The organism is Kribbella sp. NPDC050820, assembly GCF_040653975.1.
Classification (GTDB): Bacteria; Actinomycetota; Actinomycetes; order Propionibacteriales; family Kribbellaceae; genus Kribbella.
The window spans coordinates 1-24,167 of record NZ_JBFAHB010000111.1; the positions used below are offsets into that span (position 1 = coordinate 1).

Here is a 24,167-nt window from a genome sequence, read left to right on the forward strand (position 1 = left end):
GCTCGAGCGAGTACTGCATCGCGTGGGCCACCGCCGGCAGGCCGGCCGCGTAGGTCTTCGGCGGACCGGCCGTCAGGTCGTCCTGCGGATCCTCGAAACTGCCCATCTGCCCGCGCTCTCCTCTCACTATTGATGGCGGCAATGCTTCGACGGCATCGCCAGCGTTGCGCTGTTTGGTGAGTAGGACGAGGTCGATGCCGCCGACGTCGGGCAGGCCGACGGCGTCGGAGAGTTCGACGAGATCCTCCGGCACCAAACCGCGCGCGAAGATCGCCAAGCCCAGGCCCGCGCGGGCGGGCGCGGGCGCGCCGAGTACGTTCCTCACCGTGCAGCGAAGCCGATAGGGCAGCCGACCTGCTCGAGGACCTACACGCCGAGTGAGCGGGTGATGCTCGGTGCCGGTCGTGGCCGAGCTGGGCGCCGGCGACACCTGCCCAGACGAGCCGGTCGCGACGCACGAGGCGGCCTCGTTGCTGGCCGCGCGGTTGTTTGATGAAGGCAACGTCCAGGTGCCCCGACTCGACGCGGCGTTGCAGCATCTCGCTTTGCGAGACCATCAGCTCGAGGTCGAGTCGTGGGTACTGCTGGCGAAAGTCGCGCAGAATGCACGGGACGGGAATCAGCGCGAGGTCGTCGGTCACCCCAAGCCGCAGTCGGCCACTCAGCCCGGACCCGGTGAAGCCCACCGCTCCTCGTGCGCAGCCAGGATCGAACGGGAGAAACCGCGCATCGCCTCGCCGTCGGCGGTCAGCGTCACCGAACGGATATCCGCGCAGGAGCAGCGGCCGACCGACGACCCGCTCCAGCTTGCGCACGTGCTGGCTCACGGTCGACTGCGCCACACCCAGCGAAGCACCGGCCTGGGTGAAGCTCAACGACTGCGCCACCGCCAAGAACGTGCGCAACTGCTCCGGCTCATACACGTCAACCTCATCATCGAGTTCGATAGGGTCGCACCCGCCCGTCACAATGACCCGCCAGCCTGCCCGCGCAATCGCTCGACCAGAAACGCGGTGCCATGCCGCCGACCGTCCGATGATCAGCGCCAGCGCCGGCCGGATGCCAAGGAGCGAATGTGCCGTCCAGAGACACAGAAGCTTCCTCGTTGCCGAGGTGGTGAGGCAGACTTGTGCGAATCCCCCGGCAGGCTCGAGGCGCTTTGCAGGCGCTACAGCGCAGTCGCTCCATCGGCGACGCAGGTCTGGGCCAAGGCGGCGGGCGCCAGACGGGCAGCGCCCGGAAGGAGCCGCGGTCCGGCTCTCAGAGCGCCGAACCGGGGTCCCTCCTGCTGCCAAGGTCGGATCGTGGTTCATGCCTTGATGTAGCCGTTGGGGTTGAGGACGTACTTGGTGGCGGCTCCGGCGTCGAATTCGGCGTAGCCCCGGGGTGCTTCCTCGAGCGGGATGGCCTTGGCGTTGACGGCTTTGGCGATCTGGGCCCTGTCGTGCAGGATGGCCATCATCAGCTGCCGGTTGTATTTCATCACCGGGCACTGGCCGGTGGTGAAGGACAGCGACTTGGCCCAGCCTGTGCCGAGGGACAGCGACAGAGATCCGTGCTTGGCTGCCTCGTCGATCCCGCCCGGGTCGCCGGTGACGTACAGGCCGGGGATGCCCACGGCGCCGCCAGCGGCCGTGACGTCCATGAGGGAGTTCAGCACCGTGGCCGGGGCCTCATGGGAGGCGTCCTTGCCGTGGCCACGGGCCTCGAAGCCGACGGCATCCACGGCGCAGTCGACCTCTGGCACGCCGAGGATCTGCTCGATCTGATCCTTCGGGTCGCCGGCGGCGACGTTGACCGTTTCGCAACCGAAGGAGCGGGCCTGAGCCAGGCGGTCTTCGTTCATGTCCCCAACGATCACGACGGCGGCGCCGAGCAGTTGGGCACCGACCGCGGCCGCCAGGCCCACGGGTCCGGCACCGGCGATGTAGACGGTGGACCCGACGCCGACCCCGGCCGTGACCGCGCCGTGGAAGCCGGTGGGGAAGATGTCCGAGAGCATGGTCAGGTCCATGATCTGGTCCAGGGCCTGATCCCGGTCAGGAAAGCAGAGCAGATTCCAATCCGCGTACGGGACCAGCACGTACTCGGCCTGGCCGCCGACCCAGCCGCCCATATCCACGTATCCGTAGGCGCTGCCCGGCCGGTCCGGGTTCACGTTGAGACAGATGCCGGTCTTGCGTTCCTTGCAGTTCCGACACCGGCCGCAGGAGATGTTGAACGGCACCGACACGATATGCCCGACCTTGATGAACTCCACGTCCGGTCCGGTCTCCACGACCTCGCCGGTGATCTCGTGGCCCAGGATCAGGCCCTGGGGGGCCGTGGTCCGGCCGCGCACCATGTGCTGATCCGACCCGCAAATGTTGGTCGCCACGGTCCGGACGATGACCCCATGCGGGACCTGCCGGCCAACATTGGCCGGATGCACCCCGGGCCCGTCTTTGAGCTCGAACGTCGGGTAGTCGGTGTCGATCAGCTCAACAACACCGGGTTCCTTGTAGGCAACAGCCCTGTTTCCTGCCATGGTCGGTCCTTTCGGTACTGGATGTTCGTGTGTTTCCCCTCTTCCCCTTCGTGGTCTCTGTGATCGCCGACGGGATGAGGACAGTGGTGGCCACTGCGCCAGACTGGGAGGCGGAGATCCCCGTCAGGTAGGGGCGAGGCGCACGACGCGCCCGCCGATGACCCACTCGGTCACCAGAACGGCCCGGCCAGTGAGGCAGATGCCGTGCGGGCTGTTGAACCCGCCGGCAACGAACGGAGGACGAACTGTGTTGCCCAAGGCGCCGACTTGGTTGGGCCAGCGCGGCCGCCGATCCTCGGACGGGAGCGGTGAGCCGAGCGAACCGAGCAGTTCGCCCGATTCCGAGAAGGCAGCGACGCTGCCGAAGAGTTCCGTGATGAGGATCGTTCCGTCGTCCATCACGGCAATCCCGGACGGCGACGTCAGGGAATCTGTGCCGAAAGTGCGGATGAAGGCGCCGTCGGCCGACAGCACGACGATGCGCTTGTTGCTGCGGTCGGCGACGAGCAGTTCCGTGGTGTCGCTCCGGCGGCGGGTGATGATCGCGTGCGGGGTGTTGAAGGCCAGTCCTGAGTCCTTGCCGTCAATGGTGCGCAGGTAGGTTCCGTCGCGGGAGAACTGGTGCAGCAGGCTCTGGCCGTAGCCGTCGGACACCCAGACGGTTTCGGAGCCGTCCTGGTTGTTGTCGGCGCGGACGCGGACGACGGCTGTGGGGCTCCAGGCTTTGTTGTTGTAGATCTCGAGGTCCGGCTGGTAGAGCTCGCCAATCACGGATGCGCCCGACAGCGAGACGTTCAGGATGCGTCCTGGGCGTAGGAGCTTGTCGTAGGTGGGCTCGATGCGCTTGCGGCCCGGGTCGGCGACCCAAAGGGAGTCCCCTTCAGGGGCGTCGTTGACGATTCCGTGCAGCTCTACTGTTCCGGTCTGGACAGTGTTCAAGTGTCTTCCGTCTGGGTCGAAGACCAGCAGCGAGGTGCCGTCGGGATGACCGGCGACGATCCGGCCATCAGCCAATGCGGCGATGTCATGGTGTGCCCACTGGTTGGTATCGGGATACTCGAGGTACGTCTGGTCCCACTTGAGTGCCAAGTGAGCCAGTTCTACGACGGTCTGCACAACGCTTGGCCTTCTGCTATTGGGGTCTGTGGGTCAGGTGCCCGTTTGTCAGCCTGCGCACAAGGTTCTGGTTGACGGGTTCACAGCTCGAAATCGAAACCCGGAACCACGCAGCCAATTTATCTGGGCTCTGTGCCGGGTTCGTTGAGCGCGTCGGCGAAGACTTACTCCGCCGGATCGCTGTGAATGGCGTAGAGCACCTGCTCGTGCACCAAGGGCATGAGGACGATGGTCACCGCGGCCGCGAACGGACTGCCGAGGTAGTACGCCGGGGGAGGTTCATGAACGTGGTCGTGGTGCTGGCGATTGCCTGCTCGGTTGGCAGCCTTTCCATCGACGAGGCGCCATAGAAGCCGTCGATCTCCGGGCAGAGCTCGAGGATCCGTTGTACGTCGGCCGGCCTAGAGATCGGGCCGCCGTGGCACAACACGAAGACGTCCGGTCGGACAGCACGCGCCGCGGCGGTCCACTCTTTGATCAGGACGGCGCACTCTTCCAATGTCGTAGCGGTCGAGGCGCCGATGGATCCTCCCGTGGTCAGCCCGAGGTGGGCGACCACGATGTCGGCGCCGGCTTCGGTCATCGTGGTCGCGTCCTCGGCGGAGAATACGTACGGTGTGGTGAGCAGGTCGAGCTCGTGTGCGGTGGCGATCATCACGACCTCCTCGGCGTATCCCATCCCGGTCTCCTCCAGGTTGGCCCGGAAGGTGCCATCGATCAGGCCGACGGTCGGGAAGTTCTGCACGCCGGAGAAGCCGATGTCGATCAGGCGGCGCAGGTACTCTTCCGGCTGGTAGAACGGGTCGGTGCCGTTCACCCCGGCGAGCACCGGCGTGTGCTTGACCACCGGCAGCACTTCGCGCGCCATGTCCAGCACGATGTCATTGGCGTTGCCGTAGGCAAGCAACCCGGCCAGTGATCCCCGGCCGGCCATCCGGTACCGGCCGGAGTTGTAGATCACGATCAGGTCGATTCCTCCGGCCTCCTCGCACTTGGCCGACAGGCCAGTGCCGGCGCCTCCGCCGACGATCAGCTGACCGGCCGCCCGCTTGGCCCGCAGACGCTCCAGGACGGCGTCGCGTTCGATCCTGGACATGCTCAGTTCTCCTTCTGCAGATAGGTGTTCAGCTTGTCCGCGGCGGCGTGTGCGAAGGCGTCGTCGTTGATCGCCGCGTCTAGCTCGACCAGCTCGACGACCGAGGGGTCGACGGTGTCTCGGATCGCGTCGAAGAGGGCCGCGTCGGCGGCGGGGTCGTGGAACGGCCCACCCTCGACCGCGATTGCGGACACACCGCGTAGCGGCAGCAGCAAGGTCACCGGTCCAGTTGAGGCGTTCAGCCGGGTCGCCAGTCGCCAGCCGAGCTCGGCGCACTCCTCGGGTGTCGTCCGCATCAGGGTGACGCTCGGGTTGTGCACGAACAGGTTCCGGTCGGCGAACTGCGGTGGCACGGTGTCGAGGGGGCCGAAGTTCACCATGTCTAACGCGCCGACCGAGACCACCTGGGGAATCCCGGCGCGACCGGCCGCGGTGAGTCGGTCCCGTCCGGCCGAGAACACACCCCCGACTAGCTCGTCGGCCAGCTCGGTGGTGGTCAGGTCGAGGACACCGGACAGTTGGCCCGATCCCGCAAGCGCCTCCAGTGCCCGCCCACCGGTCCCGGTCATGTGGAACACCAGGACTTCATAGCCGTACGACAACAACAGTTGGCGCGCTGCGTTCACCGCTGGCGTCGTTACTCCGAACATGCTCGCCGCCAGCAAGGGCACCTCGTCCGTGGTGAACACCGGGTCCGCCAGGACCATCCCTGCTACTGAGGCCGCCGCGTTCGCGAGGATCCGCGCGGACAGCCGGTTCACGCCAGCGACGTCGACCACGCTGGGCATCAGCACGAGGTCGGTCTCCCGCAGATACGGCGAGGTGTCACCGGATGCCGCGGTCGACACAATGACCTTCGGTACGCCCAGCGGGAGCTCGCGGAACGCCGCCGCGGCGATCGACGTTCCTCCAGTGCCGCCGAGCGCGAGTGCGCCGTCACACCGGCCTTCGTCGTACAACCGTCGCACAACGGCCCCCGCGCCATCGGCCATCGTGGTGACGGCCGCGCCACGGTCACCCGCTTCGCGCAGGCCCTCTACGTCGGCACCGGCTGCCGCGGCTACCTCCTCTCGCGGCACATCGGCCGCGATGCCCGGCGCGCCGAGGACACCGGTGTCGACCACGACGACCGTCAAACCCGCGGCGGCCAGCCGGTCGCGGACGAACGCGTACTCGTCGCCCTTGGTGTCGAGGGTGCCGAGCAGCACCACGGACGGCATCTCACTCACCCACCGTTTGCCTGTCCGGCGTCGAGAACGAGATGACGAAGATCGCGTCGTCGGTGCCGACGTTGCGGGCGTTGTGCAGCGCACCGGACGGGATGCTGATCGTGTCCCCCGGCCCCATCGTCACCACCTCGTCGTCGAGGCTGTGCTCGATGGTGCCCTGCAGGACGTGCAGCACCTCGTCACAATTCGGGTGGTAGTGCCGCGGGTTGCTCTCGCCCGGGCGGATGTAGCAGCGGCCGACGGTCATCGTGTCGGAGTTGCCCAGGGCACCGGAAGCCATCCACTCCAGGCGCCCCCACAACTGATCCTCCACCACCACCGCATCGGCGGGGGTCATCCGGTTACTCTCTCCCCCAGAGGCCATCCGCACGCTCTCTCCCATATGTCAGTTCCCCGCTTCGATCGTCGCCGACTCACCGGCTGGCAGTCGCCGGTACAGCTCGTACAGCTTCAGGATGTTCCGAACGTCGGCGAGCGTGCCTTTCTCCGGCGGCTTCCCTGCCAGCACGCTTTCGCAGAAATGCACGACCTCGGGTACGTACCCGAGCGTGAAGAGACTGTTGTTGGTAAGGCCACCAAGCGAGAATTCCGGTTCCCAGCTCAGTGGTGCAACCGCATCATCGACGAGGTACGACCCGCCTCTGCGATAACCCTGCTGACGATTTGCACCCGGTCGGTAGTAGGTCACGCGGACTCCGTTGTCCACGACGATATTGGCGCCACCCCTGGATCCCTCTCGTTGTCCGGCGCCGGTGCCGATCACCTCGACGCGCTCCAGCGGCGAGCTGTCAGAGATGCCGGCGACCAGGTGCAGCACACCGATTGCACCCGATTCGAACAGCAGGCTCGACACGCTCGCGCCGGTGCGCGGTTCCCACTCGTAGCTGAGCCTGCGCACCGGTCCCATCAGGTAGGTGAGGATCGCGCCGGGGTGGAAGATGTGGGACAGCAGACTGAGCATCTTCACGTCGTCGGAGCGGTCGGCCGGGTCCGGGATCGGCTGAGGGTAGCGCACCGAGATGGAGCTGACCGTACCGAACTCCGGCGAGCTGATGATCGTCTTCACCTTCTCCATCGCTGGTGTGAAGATCTTCTTCAAACCCGTCATCACGATGCGACCGGTCTCGTCCGCCGCCATCTGTAGCCGGTCCAGCTGGGCGATGCTAGCCGCTGTCGGTTTCTCCATCCAGACATGGGCTCCGGCCCGCAGGCAGTTCTCTGCGAGAGCGGTCGCCTGGACGTCGCCTTCCGGGGTGTAGGACGTGACGATGAAGACCGCGTCTGGTTGCTCGGTCTTGAGCATCTCCTGGTGGTCGTCATACGCCCCCGCCGCACCGAAGGCTCGTGCATAGGCCTTGGCGCGGTCGATGTTGATGTCGCAGACGGCCACCAGGTCCACCGGGGCGTACTGGAAGCTGGGGTAGACATTGCGATAGGAGTGATTGCCGGCGCCGATGAAGGCTACGCGCAGCCGCTCGGGGTACTCGAATTGAAATCTCACGGTCATCTCAAAGCTCCCTGATAGGTAAAGGTCATTTCAAAGTCCCTTGATAGGGCACGGTTGTAGCTCCCTGCGCGACCCCGACGAACGCGGGCAGCAGCCACGATGCTCACGTCGCTGCAACCTGGCCGGCGTCCCGCACCGGTCACTTCCGGATGGTTGCGCCGGTAAGGGCGAGTTCTTGGGTGTAGTGGCAGGCGGCGAGGTGGTCGGTGCCTGTTTCGCGTAGTTGAGGGACGTCCGTTCGGCAGAGGACGTCTTGGACGTAGGGACAGCGGGCGTGGAAGCGGCAGCCGGGTGGCGGGTTGGAGGGGTCCGGGAGATCGTCGGGAATGCGGGACCGGTTGCGGTCAATGCGTAGGTGCGGGTCGGGTTTGGGAACCGCCGACAACAGCGCTTCGGTATAGGGATGGTGGGGGTTGGTGAACAGGCTGTCGGTGTCGGTGGTTTCCACGACAGTGCCGAGGTACATGACGGTGACGCGGTCGCAGATGTGTTCGACGACGGACAGATCGTGGGAAATGAACAGATAAGTGAGATCGAGTTCGTCTTGAAGGTCGCTGAGCAGGTTGAGGATCTGGGCGCGGACGGAGGCGTCGAGGGCGGAGACTGCCTCGTCGGCGATTACTAGGCGGGGGTTGGTGATCAGGGCGCGGGCGATATTGATGCGCTGGCGTTGACCACCGGAGAAGGCGTGGGGGTAGCGGTTCATGTATTCGGGGCGCAGGCCGACCTTGGCGAGCATGGCGGCGACGCGGTCTTCGAGTTCGCTGCCGGTGGCGAGGCGATTGTTGCGCAGTGGTTCGCCGACGAGTTGCAGCAGAGTCATGCGGGGGTTGAGCGAGGAGAACGGGTCCTGGAAGATGACCCGGATCTCGCGGCGGTAAGGGGCGAGCTCGCGGTTGCTGAGGCCGGCGAGGTCGACGAGGGTGCCGTCGGTGCGGCGGTAGTTGATCTGTCCGCTGGTGGGTTTGAGGATGCGGGCGATGCTGCGGCCGAGGGTGGTCTTGCCGCAGCCGGATTCGCCGACCAGGCCGAGGGTCTCGCCGGGTTGGATGGTGAGGTCGACGCCGTCGACGGCGCGGACGGTGCCGCCGATACGGTTCAGGAACCCGCCGCGCAGGGCGAAGTGCATGGTCAGGTCGCGGACCGTCAGCAGTGCGGTATCCGACAGGTCGGCCGGCTCCGTGGCCGTCGTCGCCGACCGGAGCGTGGTGACCGCCGCGGAAGGGTTGGCAGCCTCGGTAAGGGTGTGGGTGCCGGTGGGGGCTTCGTCGGCTGCGGTTGCCGCAGCGGGTCGGGCAGCGTACTCGGGTTTGGGATCGCCGGATTCCTCGTACAGGTGGCATAGGGCGAGGTGGTTCATGTCGAAGAAGGTGGCAGGTGGTGCGGCGGTGTCGCAGAGGCCGTCGATGGCGTGTTCGCAGCGCGTGTGGAACGGGCACCCGGTGGGCCGGTTCTGCGGGTGCGGGACCATGCCGCGGATGGCGGACAGCCGGCGGCGTTGTTCACGGCCGCCCATGGTCGGGATAGACCGCAGCAGGGCCTGCGTGTAGGGGTGTTTCGGATCGTCGAAGATCTGCTCGACCTGGCCGTGCTCGGCGACCCGGCCCAGGTACATCACGGTGACCTCGTCGGCGATCTCGGCGACCACGCCAAGATCGTGAGTGATGAACACCATCGCCATCCCGGTCTGGTCCTGCAGCTCTTTGAGCAGATCCAAGATCCGAGCCTGGGTCGTGACATCCAGCGCTGTGGTCGGCTCGTCGGCGATCAGCAACGCCGGGTCGCAGGACAGTGCGATCGCGATCATCACCCGCTGGCACATGCCCCCCGAGAGCTGGAACGGGTAGGCGTCCAGGCGGCGTTCCGGCCGCGGGATACCCACCCGCTTGAGCTGGCTGATCGCGGCGTCACGGGCCTCGGCCTTGGTCAACGGCTGGTGCAGCAGGATCGCCTCGGTGAGCTGCTCGCCGATGGTGTACATCGGCGACAGCGACGCCATCGGCTCCTGGAACACCATCCCGATCTCGGCACCGCGGACCCGGCGGATCTGCTCACTGGTGGAGCCCACCTTGGCCAGGTCGGTCCACCCCGATTCGATACTGGGCCGCCATTCGATGCTGCCGGAGATGATCTCTCCCGGCGCCTCGACCAGTTGCAGGATCGACCGCGCAGTCACCGACTTCCCACACCCGGATTCGCCCACTACACACGTCGTGCGGCCCCGCGCCACCTGCAGGTTCACCCCATCGACCGCCTTCACCACCCCCTCGCGGGTAGCGAATTGGGTATGCAGATCGGTGATCCGCAGCAACGTCTCCCCCGAACCAGTGCCGCCGAGGCCAGCACCGGCCGTGGCGCCAGCCGGGGTCGCCGCCTCGCGGTGACTGCCGTGGCCGGCGGCACGATCGGCCACGACGTTCACGGTCTGCTCGACCCGTGTGCTCTGGTTCATGCGATCTCCTCGCCAGCGACCCATCAGCCTGCGACCTCAGCGTGTGCAGTAGTCGTGGTGTCGCCGGGGTCAGGTCAGTGTTCGTCGTTGGTTGGTCAGTGTTTGTAGGGGTCTGCGGCGTCGCGCAGTCCGTCGCCGAGAAAGTTCAATGCCAAGACAGCGATCACTACGAGCACGCCTGGCAGCATCAGCCACGGCGCGGTGGAGATCGCACGGATGTTCTGTGCCTCCTGCAACAGCACGCCCCAACTGACGACCGGCGCCTGTAGGCCCAGTCCGAGGAACGACAGCGCGGTCTCGGCTAGGATCATGTGCGGGATCGACAACGTGAGCGAGGCGATCAGGTAGGAGGAGAATGACGGCATCATGTGTCGAAAGATGATGCGTGGCTGGCTGGCGCCGTCCACCCGTGCCGCAGTCACAAACTCCTCTTCCCGCAATGACAGGAACCGGGACCGCACCACTCGCGCCAACGCCGTCCACGCGATCATCGACAAGATCACCGTGACCGCGAAATACCGTTTCAACGGTCCCCAGCCCGGCGGCATCGCGGCCGCAAGACCCAGCCACAGCGGCAGCGTCGGGATCGACATGAAGAACTCCACTGTACGCTGGATCGCTCCGTCGATCAGTCCACCGAAGAACCCTGAGATTCCACCCAGCACTACCCCCAGCACGAATGCGACCGCCACCCCGACCAGACCAATCGACATCGACACTCTGGTGCCGTGGATCATTCGCGAGAACAGATCCCGCCCGGTACGGTCCGCACCCGACAGGTAGATCGGCGCAGCCTGGGCCCCACCCTTGGGGCCGATTAGATGAATATCGGACGGGAACAACCCGAACAGCTTGTACTTCTCACCTTGCACAAACAAGCCGATCGGGATCTTTTTGTTCTTGTCGGTCTTCCAACCCAGCGCCAACGTGTCCGGATCCTGAGTGGCGGAATATCCGTAGGTGAACAATCCCCAGTCTCCGTTGTCGACTACATGCACCCGCTGCGGCGGCGCATACGCATAGTCCGGGTCGTAATGCCCACTGGAATACGGCGCCAGGAACTCCGCGAAGATCGCCACGAGATAGATCGCCAATGTCACCACCAAGCCAGCCATCGCCAACCGGTGCCGCTTGAACCCCCACCACACCAACTTCCACTGCGGCGCCACCGCGACCGTGGCCTCGCCCTTACGGCCGCCGGCAGCGTCGACCCCACTAGCAGCCACCGGTGGCGTGTCTGGCTGCTGCCCGATCGGCACCATCTGTGTCATGTCAGCTCCCTGTTAGTGGTACTGGAGCCGAACCCGAGGATCCAGCCACGCCAGCAAGACATCCGAAATCAGCGTCCCGATCACCGTCAGCACGCTCAGGATCAGGATCAGCGAACCGGCCAGGTACATGTCCTGACTGGTCAACGCGTCCAACAACAGCGGCCCGGTGGTCGGCAACGACAACACCTGCGCCACGATGACCTCGCCCGACACCAACATCGGCAAAACCCAGCCCACCGTCGACACGAACGGAATCAACGCCACCCGGAGTGGATACTTGATCGTCAACCGACGCTCATTCATTCCCCGCGCCCGAGCCGCCACCACATACGGCTTATGCAGCTCATCCAGCAGGTTCGCCCGCAATACGCGGATCAATCCAGCGGTACCGGCGGTCCCCAATACGACCACCGGCACCCACAGATGACTCAACAGATCCAGCAGCTTCCCCAGATTCCATGCCGAATCCACGTATTCCGGCGAAAACAATCCGCCGACACTCTGCCCCAGATACTTCAACCCCACCCACATCAACACCAAAGCGATCAGAAAGTTCGGCACCGCCACTCCGATGAAACCCAGCGTGGTGAAGATATAGTCACCCGCCGAGTACTGCCGCACCGCCGTGTACACACCGATCGGGAATGCAACGACCCATGTGAACAGCAGCGTCGCGACCGCCAGCGTCACCGTCAGCGGCAACCGGTCAGCGAGTAACGACGACACCGACTGCTTCGCCGAGAACGACATCCCGAAATCGCCGTGCAGCACGATGTTGCCGATCCACCGCAGGTACTGCATGAAGATCGGTTCGTCCAACCCGTACTGCTCGGTCAACGCCTGCAACTGCGCGCTGTCGACGTTGCCACCTTGCGACTCCAACCGCGCCATCAGCGAGGTCACATAGTCACCGGGCGGCAACTGGATGATGATGAACGACACCACCGAGATGAAGAACAGCACCGGGAGCAACACCAGCAGTCGGCGCCCGACATAGGTCAGCACTCCGACCGCCCCCTCACTAGAGGGCCGCAGCCAACCGGAGCCTGGGTGGCTTTCAACCGGCACGAGTTCCGTCGGTCAGGACATGAAGTACTGCTCGGTGTTCGTCGCAGCGGGAGTGCTGTACATATTTGACTCCGGGAATGCGGCCGGCACATTGTGCATTTTGTCGGATACGATACCATATCCCTGTTCCTCCAATACGGTGCCGATCACGTAGAACTCATCCTTAGCAATCTGCAGAATCTCGCGCATCAGTTTATCTTGTGTCGATTTATCCACGGTTGCCTTTATTTGCTCATACAATTCAAATTGACGACGGACCGGTGGAGGCGGCACCTCCCCACTGGCGCCTCTGGTTTCGCCCCATGTTTTCCAAGGCACCGCATAGCGAGACCCTCCAACCGGGACATACTCAGTCGGCTGTAGCATAATGTCGAAGTACCGACCGGCCAGTCCTTGCCATACCGCGGCGTCATGCCTGTTCGCGCCGATACGTTCAGTGAAGAGCGAACGATCCTCGGGCTTGACGGTGGCTTTGATACCCACGTTTCGCCAATACGAGCAGACGAGCTCCATCGCGTCTGTCCAGTACGGGACTAGCGTTGGGGTTGCAACTTCGACGGAGAACGAGATCTGCTTGCCGTCCGGCCGTAGCCTGATCCCGCTGCGATCGCGGGGCGTATAGCCGGCTTGATCTAGAATTTGATTTGCCTTCGCGAGATCGAATTCTAGGTACTGCTGTGCGAACTCCTCGTCGTAGAATGGCGACTCGGGTCGCGGCGCAGCCTGCCACGGCCTGCCCTGTCGTTGGAAGACCGCGTTGATCATCTCCGGACGATTGATTGCGTGCGATAATGCGATCCGGAAGCGCTTGTCCGAGAAGATCCGGCGAAGAACCGGATCCTGGTGGGTAAGGTTGAGCTGGATGACCATCTGATTTGGATACGAGGGCTTCAGGTCGACGAAGTGGTACTTTCCCTTAGCCCGTTCTCGAGCAAGGACGGGTTTATTCGTTGCGCTATTGATGGTCCGCGTATGCATATCAATCTCGCCATTCGCGGCTTTCAGCAAGATCACATTTTCGTCCGAGGTCACTTCGTATGCGACGCCGTCCAGGTATGGAAGCTGTCGTCCAGCTGGGTCGGTCTTCCAGTAGTACGCATTTCGTTCGCACGTGACCCTGCTGCCCTTGCCCACCGGATTCACTACGCGCCACGCGTACACAGTAGGCAGCTCTGGATTGGACCACCGATCCAACTGGGCCTGGAACAGTGCGACCCAATCCGGTAGGCCTTTATGCTTGGCGAGCGAATCCGCTTTCGTGTTAAAGCCCTTGTGAAACTGCTCGAGGTAGTGTCGAGGTTGGAACGGGAGGAGGGTATCGCCATACGGGAACGCCATCCGGTAGAGAAATAGTCCGTTGGGCTGGGGGAAGATGAATCGCACCCCATTGTCACCTTCGCGTACCACTTTTGCTGGTCCTTTTGGCGTGCTGAGCCAGTCGGGTGTCGCCGGAGTCAGCTCCTGATTCAACAGGACGTGATTGCAGGCAAAGAGGACGTCTTCGGCTGTAAAGGAATGCCCGTCTGACCAGCGCATTCCCTGTCGGAGCTTGAATACGTACTCACGGCCATCTGCAGCTACCTCGAAAGACTCGGCAATGTTGGGGATAACCTTGGTCCAATTGACGTCCCAGCGCAGCAGATTTTCGTAGCCCACCGTACGAGTGAGCCACGGGGTGTCGGCCGGCCCAAGGAGAGCCGATCTCCAGGTGCCGCCGTACGTTCCTAGGCGATCAGTCGGCTGGACCACCAGCGGCGCCTTTGGCAGCCTCGCCTCGAGGGCAGGCAGCCGACCCGCCTGGACCTCCCGGGTGAGTACTGGTGATTCCTTCGCCCCGACGTCTACGGCCGTCCCTTGATGCGCTCCGTCCTTCTTGGACGGAGCTGTGGAGAACAGACCGCAGCCCGCGGTCGACGCCGCCAGCAGTGCTGCACCGCTGGTCTGTAGGATTGCTCGCCGACCCAATGTAACCTGAGGAATTTCTTGACCACGCATTGGCACCACCTTCGATAATGGACGCACGCCCGATGACGTAAGATGAGAAAGGTAGATGTGGAATCCGATGATTTCGCGGATCTGACCACATCGCGCCATGCGAGCGCGGGACCTTCATTATCAGTCACGGTGTCCTGTGCGATGCAGGACGGCATCTCAGTAATTCCGAAAATTGAATCCGCTTCAGTCGAGCTCAAGCAACAATGCTCCAGAGGGGCACAGCTGCACCGCCTGGCGCACGGACGCCGTGTCCCCATCGTGCTGCGTACGCAGGACGATGACCCGGCCATCCTCAGGGTCCTGCTCAAAGACGGCGGGATCCGTCATGACGCACATGCCGGCCCCGACGCACAGTTCGCGATCCGCACGTATTCTCATTGCGCTCGCCCTACCACTCGACCGGGAGACTGTGTAGGCCGTACACTGCGTGTTCACCGTTATAGAAAGGCACCTCGTCTGATGAGACGGCGAGCCTCAGTCCAGGTAGTCGTTGCCGCAGCGCGGTCAGCGATACTTGCAGTTCTAGGCGGGCGAGGTGCTGACCCAGGCAGATGTGGCGTCCGGACCCGAAGGCCATGTGACCGCGAGCGTCGCGGGAGAGGTCAAGTCGATCCGGATCCGCATAGCGGTCGGCGTCCCGGTTCACCGCCGGCAGCGAGACCGTAACACGCTCACCGGCCGCTATCGTCACACCGTTCAGTTCGACGTCTTCCAGGGCTTTCCGGTTGATGCCTTGCTGGAACACGCTGACGTAACGCAAAAGCTCTTCGATTCCCTCGGATGTGGCCGCCTGCGGATTCGACAGCTGGCGCTCGTGGAGGAGCGCGAAGATGCTCATCGCGATCATGTTGGCGGTCGCCGTACCAGACAGCAGCGAGCCAAGGCCAACAAGTTCATCGTCGCTGAGGTCCGTCGTGGCGGCCAGCTCGCTCAACATATCCTCACCCGGGTCCGTCCGCTTCTGTCTGACCGCGTCCCGCACGTAGTCGGCCCACTCTCGACGGGCGACGCGAGCTTCCAGACCGGTGACCTCACGATCCCGGAGAACCTGTGGGCGATGTTCAAGGATTGCCAGGTCGCTCATCGGGAAGCCAAGCAACTCACAGAGCGTGGCAGAGTGCACAGGAAAGGCGAAGTCGGTGACAAGATCCGCGGGTGAGCCTAAGGACTCCAGCGCGTCGATCCGATCAGCAACGATCCGCTCGACAATCGACCGACGGCTACTGACCCGACTCACCGTCAAGAATCCCATTTGCATTCGACGAAGCCTGGTGTGCTCAGGTGGATCTTGAGACAGCATCGCCCCTGCGCGCATACCCTCCTCTCGCTCGGCAGGAAGATCCGGGTACTCGCCCGAGGCCGGCGCAGCCTTGAAGCGCACCACCCCGAACCGTGCATCAACCAATACTGCGCTCGCCAGGGCACGCGTCGTGACCAGCCAGCCTAGTTCGCCGTCGGGGTAGCGCAACCGGCTGATCGGTGGTCGATCGCGTAGGGCAGCTAGTCCCGGGGCCTCGAAGGCGTCCGTGCGCACCGACGGTAGATCGATCGGCCGGTCCCTGTCGGCTTGCTTTGCCCTGCTCATGGGGTACCACCTCCGTTGGCTCACTTGTTGAAGTGGGCCTGTGATGCTCTCAGTGGCAGTACTGTGGCCCTGGAGTCAACCTGACTCTAGAGCCACATCCACAGAATTGGACTCTGTATTTGTGCTAGCTTGTGACCAGTCAGGACACGGAGTAGCCAACCACAGCCAGCGACGCACCCTGACAGCGATAAGCACGCTACGTCACCACAGAGACGACCGAGGCATCGCCGAGACCTCGCTCCGTGTACGCCCGCCATGCCTGGGCTAGACGCCCTACTCCTGAGCGCAGAGTCTCACTCGGCAGCGCGTAGGGTAGACGGGTGTGATCATCGCCTTGGCCCTTGGCAGAGAAGACGGCACCGGATAGTAGGGCCACACCGTAGCGCAGGGCGACCTGGGCGAAGTGGGTGGCATCACCGTGAGGAAGCCGGACCCAAAGTGACGCGCCGCCCCGCGGCGGTTGCCAGGTCCAGTCGGGCAGATGCTCGGCTAGCAGACCCGTCATTGTCTGGAGCCCAGCCGGCAACTGCCGGCGCCTCTCAGCGGTCGCGTCGTCGGCATGATCGAACAGGCGGCGTGCGATCTCCTGTGCGAACAATGATGTGCCGAGGTCGGTCACGCCTCGCATCTGTGCCAGCCGCGAGACCACCTGGGGTGATGCTCGAATCCAACCGACCCGCAGTCCGCCCCAGAACAGTTTGCTCATCGAGCCAATCGTGATCAGCCGAGGATTCGATGCAAGCGGTTGCGGACATACCAAGGGTAATGCCACCGGTTGTCCCGTCGGACCGTGAAATACGGTCCCGGCCAGCGACGAATCCTCCACCAAGACGAACTGCTCCGCGCTCGCCAACCGAACCAGCCGTTGCCGTCGTTCCGGCGACAACGCGGCACCGGTCGGATTGTGGACTTCAGGCTGCACGTACACCAATCGGGGTGGTTCAGAGGTCACCACGCGTTCTAGCGCCGCAACATCGATGCCATCGGCGTCCATGTGTACCGAACGCAGCCTGCTGCCGGTTCGCGCGAAGGCCTCGAGCGCACCACGGTACGTCGGCTCCTCTACGACGACACCATCACCGGGCTGGAGGCAGCCACGAGCAACCAATTCGAGTGCGTGCTGAGCACCCGACGTAATCAGGATCTGATCCACGACGGTCGGCACACCAGCCTCGCTATACCATCGCGCGATCCGCTCGCGAAGCGCTGGCAGTCCGCGGAGATGGTAGCCATGATGCGGACGGATCAGCCTTCTGTAATCGTCTGGACTCAGCTGAGCTGCGACATCCGCGACTAGTTCCAGGCTGGGCAGCGCGGCGGTCGCAAAGTCGACTGTTGCCAGCGGCCCGTCGAGGAACGGCGTTGCTGCGTGGTCACCGATCAACAGGCCGCTCGACACCACGGCCCTGACACGGCTCGGAAGCACACGGGTGCCGCTCCCCTGCCGACGTTCAACTCGACCATCCTGGCGCAGTGTCTGGTAGGCCGTCACGACAGTAGTCCTGCTCAACGTCAGCGCGGCAGCCAGGGATCGCTCAGGAGGCAACACAGCCAACGGGGGTAGCTCTCCACGATCGATCAGCTCAGCCAGACCGTCGCTCAACCGCTTGTGCAGGGGCCCGGACCTGGCACCTGTGCCGACCAGCATCCGGGCAACCTGTTCGGGCGAGAACCGAACAACAGGAGGGTCAAAGGCATCCATGGTATCCAACCTCGCTGATGCGGCCACCAGCCGCCGGTGCGGCTGCACGCCAATCGTAGCCATACAGCAGTCCACTCTCGCTATACCAGATCCCGCTGAGACTGGCTAACCGCTGTGCCGTGCCGCTCGAGTTTGTCACTGTTTGTTGCCTGCTTTGCAGGTGCAGGCACCCCGTCAAGGCACGACCAAACCCATCACCAGGTCTCGACCTGGTGATGTTCCCCCGCTCGCCATGCATCAGGTGACGAGCCAGATCCGCTCACGAGATCAGGGGCCAATTTCGGGGATGCGGCTATGGCGATGACAGTGGCATCGGGCCAGCATGAGTCGACAGCTGCAAACACGACTGCTCGCCGAGAAGCGTCCGGCGGTTTGCAGATCGCTATCAGATGAGCGGCCACCGGGGCCGCCGACGAGCTGAGTGGGACCAGACGAATGAGAGTGCAAGTCGACGTAGACGCCTGCGTAGGGGCTGGACAGTGCGTCCTGGCCGCGGCCGATGTATTCGACCAGCGTGACAGCGACGGCGTGGTCGTGCTGTTGGACGAGCAACCGGATTCCGATCGCCTAGATGCTGTCCGACAGGCGGCAATGTTGTGCCCAACGGCTGCTATCCGCCTCGAGCAGTGACCCGTAGTCGATGATGCGGACGCTCGAAAAGGTCGTGATCGTCGGCGCTGGCGCGGCCGCGGTGTCGGCGACTGAGGCACTGCGTGCCGCCGGCTTCTCAGGCCAGCTGCTGCTGATTGGCGCCGAGACCCACCTGCCCTACGATCGGCCGCCGCTGTCAAAGCATGTGCTGACGGGCCGATGGAACACCGACCGGACAGCACTGCGTAACCCTCGTGCGATGGCGGAGCTAGGTGTTGATCTGCGGCTCGGGGCCACCGCTACCGGGCTCGACCTCACGGGTCGCGCCGTCGAACTGAATGGCACCGATTTGGTGACGTTCGACGGCCTGATCATCACGACCGGGGTCGACCCGCGACGCTTGGTCGCCGGCCATAACCTGCGCGGAGTTCATCTGCTGCGAACCCTCGACGACGCGACAGCGCTCCGTGACGCACTCAGGCACTCACATCGGATCGTGGTAATCGGCGCCGGCGTCCTTGGCTGCGAGATCGCCGCGGCCGCCCGAACCCTGGACGTCGACGTGACCGTGGTCGACGTACTCCAAGCACCTATGGTGCGAGCCCTCGGCGACACTGTCGGCGGCATCGTCGCCGACCTTCACCGGGGGCACGGCACACAGATCCTCACCAACCAGCCCGTTGACCGACTGCTGGGCGACGACACAGTCAGCGGCGTGCGGCTGACCTGCGGCACCGTCCTACCCGCCGACCTGGTAGTGGTCGCAATCGGCGCGGCACCAGCCACCGACTGGCTGGCCAGCAGCGGCCTGGTTCTCAACGACGGCATTGTCTGCGACACAACCTGCCGAGCCGCCCCAGGCGTCTACGCTGCGGGCGACGTCGCCCGCTGGCACCACCCCCGTATGAACGCATCGCTCCGCGTCGAGCACCGCCTGAACGCCACCGAACAGGGCATCGTTGCAGCCCGGAACCTGCTCGGCGCAAATCAACCCTACTCGCCGGTGCCGTTCTTCTGGAGTGACCAGTTCGACACCCGCATCCAGGCCTACGGTCACTTCCCCCCCGCCGGCGAGACCCACATCACTGAAGGCGACCCGGTGCAAGGGAAATTCATCGCCCACTATCTCAGCGCAGGACGGGTGACTGGCTTGGTTGGCTGGAACATGCCGGCTGCCCTGCGCACCCACCGCCCCCTGCTGAACGACTGAGTTCTTGCGAGCACCGCAGCTCTCCCAGTAGGAGTCCAGCGCGAACTCAGAGAGGTACGACAAAATCCCGAATAGGAAACACAAGCCGAGAAATCACGAGGTTCGAAGGTCGCTGTCTGGCTCGCCCTGATGCACGGAGGCGCAGGCCCGGATGATCGCCCCATCGTTGCTCAACAACGTTGTCGGGCGGCCGAGCGCGCCGCCAGATTCACTACAGATATCCGGCGACGGGCTCGTGTCGATCCCCCGTCCTCGTGTCCCTGCAAGGAGCATCACATGAGCATCAACGAGAATCCTTCCGGAGAGCTTCGCTAAATCCTGCCCGGCTGGGCTTACGCCGATCCTGACCTGTCGCCTGTGGGCAGCAGCTCATCTTCGAGAACGCCGCGAAGGTCGCGATCGAGCACAACCTCGGGGCTGACCGGCGACCCGGTGCAGATCCCGTGCATCGAACGAAACGCGAATGCCTCGACCAAACGCGATCAAGACGATGCGTGACACCGGTCGGGGCATGAAGACGAAATACAAGGAGACGGCCCGCGGCGGTCTGGCCGTCAACGTCATCGAGTGCTGATGGGCACCGACGACGATCTGAACGTCCGACCGTCGGGAGCGAAGTCGATGCCGTTCGCAACAGTCAGGCCGGACAGCATCCGACTCACCGAGCCGTCCGGATCGAGGCGAAACAGCGCCGCTCGCGGGGCTCGCGGGAGCGCCTGCGAACCGGCCCAGAAGCTGCCGTCGGGATGGCAGGCGCCGTCGTTCATCTGATCCTGTCCTCTGGTCAGACCGGTCATCAGCGACGTGACCGTACCGTCCTCGGCCAGGTGCGCGAACCCTTCCTGCACGGCCAGTGCCCAGCCGCTGCCCGACGCGGCCAGCGGTACGGCGACACCGACGCCACCCCGGCAGTCGCGGCCGCGTCAGCGCGATCGTGGCGGTGGGCTCGTTGTCCGGTGCGCTCATTTCCGCCCCGGGTTCGCGGTCGGCGGCGACCATCTGCTGGTAGATCCCCCAGGTCGCCTCGACCTCGACGTGCTCGTCGGCCGCAAACAGCGCGTGGAGTCGGTCCATCCGCTTGTCGGTGAGCAGGCCGGCTCCGGTGTGCAGCGTTCGTCGCGCCGCATAGAGCGGGTCGCTCTTGCGGCCACCGTGCCCGTGGATGGCCTGCTGGACCCGGCTGCCGGGCCGGTGCCGTCGCGGACGCCAGTGAGGTCGATGATCACCGTCACGTACTTGTTCCCGCGGCGCGTATGTCTCCAGGCTGCTCATCCACGCCGATCACGGCAACGCCGTCGAGCCGGCCCGGATCGTCGATGAGGACACGCTTGCCTCCGGCAAGGAGCGCGTCGTTCGCGGTGGTCCACGACACCCCAAGACCCTCGGCCACGCGGGCCACGGTGAGGTGCTGGACGACGATCCCTTCCAGCGCCCACCGCAGACCGCGGCGCGACAGCTTCGCCTGCGGCTCAGCCACATTGGACGTGTCTTGGCGCCGAAGGTGCCAGCACCCGCTGCACCTATATCGGTGCAGACCCGCACTTCCAGCGTCGCAGGTCGCCACCCGAGCGGCTCGTGAGCCACCCGCCGCACCACCGTGTCATCGGACGGCGCCGGTGGCGGTGCCAGCGGCGACGAATTTCTGGGCGACGACCAAGAGGATGAGGGCGGGCAGTGACGCGAGGACGCCCGTGGCCATGACGCTGCTCCAGTCGGTCACGTTAGCGCCGATGTATTGGTAGAGGCCGAGCGTGACGGGCCGGACGGCGTCGGTGGTGGTGAGGGTGAGGGCGAACAGGAAGTCGCCCCAGCCGAAAATGAACGTGAAGAGGCCGGCTGTGATGAGCGCGTTGCGGGACAGGGGGAGCACGATCGACCAGAACACCCGTGGGTGCCCGGCCCCGTCCACGCGCGCGGCCTCCAGGATCGAGGTCGGCAGGGATCCCATAAATGCGCGAAGGATGATGATCGCGAATGGAATGCCGTGGGCCGAATCCGCCAGGATCAGCCCGCCGAGCGAATTCAGCAGCCCAAGGTCGTTGTACGCTGTGTAGAGCGCATTCGCGACGACGATGCCTGGGATCATCTGGGTGATGAGGATCGCGAACAGCACCACATTCGTTCCCCGGACCTTGAAATGGCTCAGCGCGTACGCCGCGGGCGAAGCGATCGCCAGGCTGACCACGACGGTCCCGAGCGCCACGATGAGGCTCGTCTGGAGGTTCTTGCCCTGCTGGGCCAGCGCCGTCGCATAACCGGAGAAGTCGGGCGTGATTGGGAACCAGGTGGCCTGGATTCCCACGCTGTTCGGTTGGAGGGAGGTGTTCACCATCCAATAGACAGGGAACAACATGATCGCGAGGAACAGGATCCCCAGCGCCGTGTACAGCAGGCCGGTGCGCTTCACCCGGGCCACCCGGACAGGATTCTCGGCGCATACAGAAATGGTGGTCATTGGAGTCCCTGCTTTCAGTCCTCGACACCGCGCCGGCTGGCCCGCAGATACACCAGCGCGAACACAACCGAAACGAGCGCGAGGATGTTCGTGAGCGCCGAGCCCTCGCCGAAGCGGAATTGTTGGAAGGACAGTGCGTACGATTCGGTTGCGATGCTCTGCGTCGCGTTGGCTGGTCCTCCCCCGGTGAGGGCCAAGATGACGTCCATGACCTTGAGCCCGTAAATGACGCCGAGTAGCAGGACCACATGGACGACGGGCCGCAGCATGGGCCACGTGACGTGCCGGAACGCGCGCCAGCCGTTTGCGCCGTCGATCGCCGCCGCCTCGTAGACCTCGTCCGGGATATCCTGGAGCCCGCCGTAGAGGATCGTGACGTAGAACCGGATGCCGCCCCAGATGCTCACCCCGATCACGGTGACGAGCGCGAGCTGCGTGCTCGTCAGCCATGGAACCCCGCGCTGGACGAGGTGCAGCGCCTCAAGGAACTGGTTCAGTACCCCGGAGTCCTTGTCGAGCATCCACTTCCACACCGCGCTCGATGCGATGCTCGGCAGGAGCCACGGCAGCAGCAGCAGCGAGCGAAGCACCCCACCCAGCGGGAACCTCTTGCGGAAGAACACCGCCAGAGCCAGCCCGATCACGAAGCCCCCCGCGATCGACCCCGCCGTGAACAGCGCGGTATTGAGCGCCGCCGTCGTAAATACCGACGACGAGAGGACCTTCCCGTAGTTTTCGAGACCGACCCACGGCGCCTCACCCGTGTAGAACGTAGCTGTGGTGTAGTCCTGGAAGCCCATCACGAGGTTCTTCACCGTCGGATAGCCGAAGAACAGGACTAGGTAGACTACCGCGGGGAGCAGGAAGAGCCACCGGTAGAGGCCCTCGAGGCGTCGCCTCGCGTTACGTGGCCTCTCCGGCTCATCCGGAGACCTGGGGCGGGCCGGCACTCGGGCGGTGGCCGTCATCACGCGCTCGGCCGTTGCCTGCTCACCCATTGTCCTGGGCCTGCTTGAGCGCGTCTGACGGCGAAGCCTTGCCGGCCAGGGCCGTCTGAATGGCTGTGGAGATCTTGGTCTCGGCCTTGGGCCAGTCAGCGCCGAGCTCGGCGTTCAAGGCGCGACCGGTCTTGAGAACGTCTGTGAAGACAGCCATGTTGGGGTTGTCCGCCACGAATCGAGACGCGAGCGTCATCTTGGACGGGACATAGCCGCGTACTTTCGCAATGGAGGGCTGCATCTCGTCGCTGTTCAGGCACGCGATGATCTCTGCCGCCTTGGCCTGCTTGGCCTTGTTGCCGGTCTGCGGGACCATCCAGGTCTCGCCGGCCACAAGTGATACTGCGGTGTCCGAGGCCGATTTCACGGGGATCCTGACGAACCCGTAGTTGAGGCCCTTGGCTTTGTCGAGGACCGGGATCGCCCACGATGCCGCGACCGCCATCGCGGCCTTGCGTGCCACGAACTGGTCTGTTGAGTCCGACATGCTCCAGTTCAGCACGCCCGACGACGCCGACCCCGACTTCACGAGGTCCGTCCAGAGCTGGAGGGCTTCGGCGGTCTCGGGTGTAGCGATGTTCTTCTCGTCGCCACCGTTGCTCCACATGAAAGGCACAAATGCCGCCGGGGTGCTGGAGGTCGCGGTGGCGGCGGGAAACGCCACTCCGTACTGCTTGCCCGTGGTGAGTTTCGCGGCGGCGGCCTTGAGCTCGTCCCATGTGGTGGGAGGCTGGACGCCTGCCTTCGCGAGGAGATCCTTGTTGTAGACGAACGCGACCGTGGTCACCGCTGGGGCCAGGCCGTAGAGCTTGCCGTCGTACGTGCCGGCCTTGAGAATGCCTTGCGAGTAGCCGTCGGTGCTGATGTTGAAGTCGCTCAGGGGGGCGAGCGCGCCAGTAGCGGCGAGCTCCTGGACGTACGGATTGTTAACCAAAAGGAGGTCGGGGAGCGTCTTCGACGACGCCTGTTGGAGGATCTTCGTCATGTAGCTACTCCCCGGATACTGCTGGCGGTCGAGGGTCACGCCTGCCTTGGCCGCGCACTTGTTGAGGACGTCGATAACGCCCTTGCCGCCGTAATCTGTGTCGTTGTACCAGTCCAGTACGGAGATGCTCGTGACGGCTTGGCTGCCGGTCCCACTCGAACCACCGCAGCCGCTCAGGACGGCGGGCACCGCGAGGGCCGCGACAGCCAGACAGGTGCGGGCGATGAAGGAGGTTCGCTTCATTATGTCCTCCAATTGTTGTAGTTGCTATTTCTGGGTTGGTCCCTAGTACGGCAGCCGGACTTCGTGATGTTGGGCGTGGTGGCGGGACACGAGGCGGCCACCGCGTGATCATTCCGAGTTTGTGTGGAACACGGATG

18 protein-coding genes and 5 pseudogenes are annotated in these 24,167 nt (G+C 64.4%); 3 read left to right on the forward strand and 20 right to left on the reverse strand.

Annotated features, from left to right (window positions below):
- From AB0H36_RS45090 to AB0H36_RS45160, 15 genes and pseudogenes are all read right to left on the reverse strand, one after another.
- A pseudogene (locus tag AB0H36_RS45090) lies at positions 1 to 325 on the reverse strand (hypothetical protein); the annotation flags it as partial.
- Between the two features lie 157 nt (positions 326 to 482).
- Positions 483 to 1,313: pseudogene (locus tag AB0H36_RS45095) on the reverse strand (LysR family transcriptional regulator); the annotation flags it as partial.
- The gene (gene fdhA / locus AB0H36_RS45100; RefSeq protein ID WP_360537830.1) at positions 1,310 to 2,527 is read right to left on the reverse strand and encodes a formaldehyde dehydrogenase, glutathione-independent; all 1,218 of its coding nucleotides are present in this window, start codon (positions 2,525 to 2,527) and stop codon (positions 1,310 to 1,312) included. The pseudogene AB0H36_RS45095 and the gene fdhA, both read right to left, overlap by 4 nt.
- Positions 2,528 to 2,650: 123 nt before the next feature.
- A complete protein-coding gene (locus tag AB0H36_RS45105) occupies positions 2,651 to 3,643 on the reverse strand; it encodes a hypothetical protein (RefSeq protein ID WP_360537832.1) in 993 nt (330 codons plus the stop codon).
- Positions 3,644 to 3,875: 232 nt separating this feature from the next.
- Complete coding sequence (locus AB0H36_RS45110; RefSeq protein ID WP_360537834.1) at positions 3,876 to 4,739, reverse strand: phosphoenolpyruvate hydrolase family protein; 864 nt, start codon at positions 4,737 to 4,739, stop codon at positions 3,876 to 3,878.
- Between the two features lie 2 nt (positions 4,740 to 4,741).
- A complete protein-coding gene (locus AB0H36_RS45115; protein ID WP_360537836.1) occupies positions 4,742 to 5,959 on the reverse strand; it encodes a Tm-1-like ATP-binding domain-containing protein in 1,218 nt (405 codons plus the stop codon).
- A 1-nt stretch (position 5,960) separates the two neighbouring features.
- Positions 5,961 to 6,305: a cupin domain-containing protein gene (locus AB0H36_RS45120; protein ID WP_360537838.1), complete on the reverse strand. Its 345-nt coding sequence runs from the start codon at positions 6,303 to 6,305 to the stop codon at positions 5,961 to 5,963.
- Positions 6,306 to 6,353: 48 nt separating this feature from the next.
- Positions 6,354 to 7,475: a Gfo/Idh/MocA family oxidoreductase gene (locus AB0H36_RS45125; RefSeq protein WP_360537840.1), complete on the reverse strand. Its 1,122-nt coding sequence runs from the start codon at positions 7,473 to 7,475 to the stop codon at positions 6,354 to 6,356.
- A gap of 139 nt (positions 7,476 to 7,614) precedes the next feature.
- Positions 7,615 to 9,897 (reverse strand): ABC transporter ATP-binding protein, encoded by a 2,283-nt coding sequence (locus AB0H36_RS45130; protein ID WP_360537842.1) that lies wholly within the window; start codon positions 9,895 to 9,897, stop codon positions 7,615 to 7,617.
- Positions 9,898 to 10,022: 125 nt separating this feature from the next.
- A complete protein-coding gene (locus tag AB0H36_RS45135; RefSeq protein ID WP_360537844.1) occupies positions 10,023 to 11,198 on the reverse strand; it encodes an ABC transporter permease in 1,176 nt (391 codons plus the stop codon).
- Between the two features lie 12 nt (positions 11,199 to 11,210).
- Positions 11,211 to 12,203, reverse strand: a complete 993-nt coding sequence (locus tag AB0H36_RS45140; protein ID WP_360537846.1) for an ABC transporter permease — start codon at positions 12,201 to 12,203, stop codon at positions 11,211 to 11,213.
- Between the two features lie 75 nt (positions 12,204 to 12,278).
- Positions 12,279 to 14,360 (reverse strand): ABC transporter substrate-binding protein, encoded by a 2,082-nt coding sequence (locus AB0H36_RS45145; RefSeq protein ID WP_360537848.1) that lies wholly within the window; start codon positions 14,358 to 14,360, stop codon positions 12,279 to 12,281.
- A gap of 84 nt (positions 14,361 to 14,444) precedes the next feature.
- Positions 14,445 to 14,639 (reverse strand): (4Fe-4S)-binding protein, encoded by a 195-nt coding sequence (locus tag AB0H36_RS45150; RefSeq protein ID WP_360537850.1) that lies wholly within the window; start codon positions 14,637 to 14,639, stop codon positions 14,445 to 14,447.
- A gap of 10 nt (positions 14,640 to 14,649) precedes the next feature.
- Positions 14,650 to 15,846, reverse strand: a complete 1,197-nt coding sequence (locus AB0H36_RS45155) for a cytochrome P450 (protein ID WP_360537852.1) — start codon at positions 15,844 to 15,846, stop codon at positions 14,650 to 14,652.
- Between the two features lie 196 nt (positions 15,847 to 16,042).
- Positions 16,043 to 17,548, reverse strand: coding sequence for a PLP-dependent aminotransferase family protein (locus AB0H36_RS45160; RefSeq protein WP_360537854.1), 1,506 nt, complete (start codon positions 17,546 to 17,548; stop codon positions 16,043 to 16,045).
- 435 nt (positions 17,549 to 17,983) lie between these two features.
- On the opposite strand from AB0H36_RS45160, the gene AB0H36_RS45165 reads away from it, so the two are divergent.
- The 3 genes and pseudogenes from AB0H36_RS45165 to AB0H36_RS45175 form a co-directional block, all read left to right on the forward strand.
- Entirely contained in the window at positions 17,984 to 18,178 is a 195-nt protein-coding gene (locus AB0H36_RS45165; protein ID WP_360537856.1) for a ferredoxin, read from the forward strand.
- Between the two features lie 10 nt (positions 18,179 to 18,188).
- Positions 18,189 to 19,349, forward strand: a complete 1,161-nt coding sequence (locus AB0H36_RS45170) for an FAD-dependent oxidoreductase (protein ID WP_360537858.1) — start codon at positions 18,189 to 18,191, stop codon at positions 19,347 to 19,349.
- Positions 19,350 to 19,729: 380 nt separating this feature from the next.
- Positions 19,730 to 19,923, forward strand: a pseudogene (locus AB0H36_RS45175) (L-serine ammonia-lyase, iron-sulfur-dependent, subunit alpha); the annotation flags it as partial.
- On the opposite strand, the pseudogene AB0H36_RS45180 reads toward AB0H36_RS45175, so the two are convergent.
- The 5 genes and pseudogenes from AB0H36_RS45180 to AB0H36_RS45200 all read right to left on the reverse strand — a co-directional run.
- Positions 19,910 to 20,236 (reverse strand): annotated as a pseudogene (locus AB0H36_RS45180) (SMP-30/gluconolactonase/LRE family protein); the annotation flags it as partial. The pseudogenes AB0H36_RS45175 and AB0H36_RS45180 sit on opposite strands and share 14 nt — an antisense overlap.
- A gap of 88 nt (positions 20,237 to 20,324) precedes the next feature.
- Positions 20,325 to 20,951: pseudogene (locus AB0H36_RS45185) on the reverse strand (ISL3 family transposase); the annotation flags it as partial.
- On the reverse strand, positions 20,950 to 21,804 hold the full coding sequence (locus AB0H36_RS45190; RefSeq protein WP_360537860.1) for a carbohydrate ABC transporter permease: 855 nt from the start codon (positions 21,802 to 21,804) through the stop codon (positions 20,950 to 20,952). The pseudogene AB0H36_RS45185 and the gene AB0H36_RS45190, both read right to left, overlap by 2 nt.
- 14 nt (positions 21,805 to 21,818) lie before the next feature.
- On the reverse strand, positions 21,819 to 22,802 hold the full coding sequence (locus AB0H36_RS45195) for a sugar ABC transporter permease (protein WP_360537862.1): 984 nt from the start codon (positions 22,800 to 22,802) through the stop codon (positions 21,819 to 21,821).
- Entirely contained in the window at positions 22,795 to 24,030 is a 1,236-nt protein-coding gene (locus AB0H36_RS45200) for a sugar ABC transporter substrate-binding protein (RefSeq protein ID WP_360537864.1), read from the reverse strand. The genes AB0H36_RS45195 and AB0H36_RS45200 overlap by 8 nt, the downstream gene beginning before the upstream one ends.
- Positions 24,031 to 24,167 lie beyond the last annotated feature (137 nt).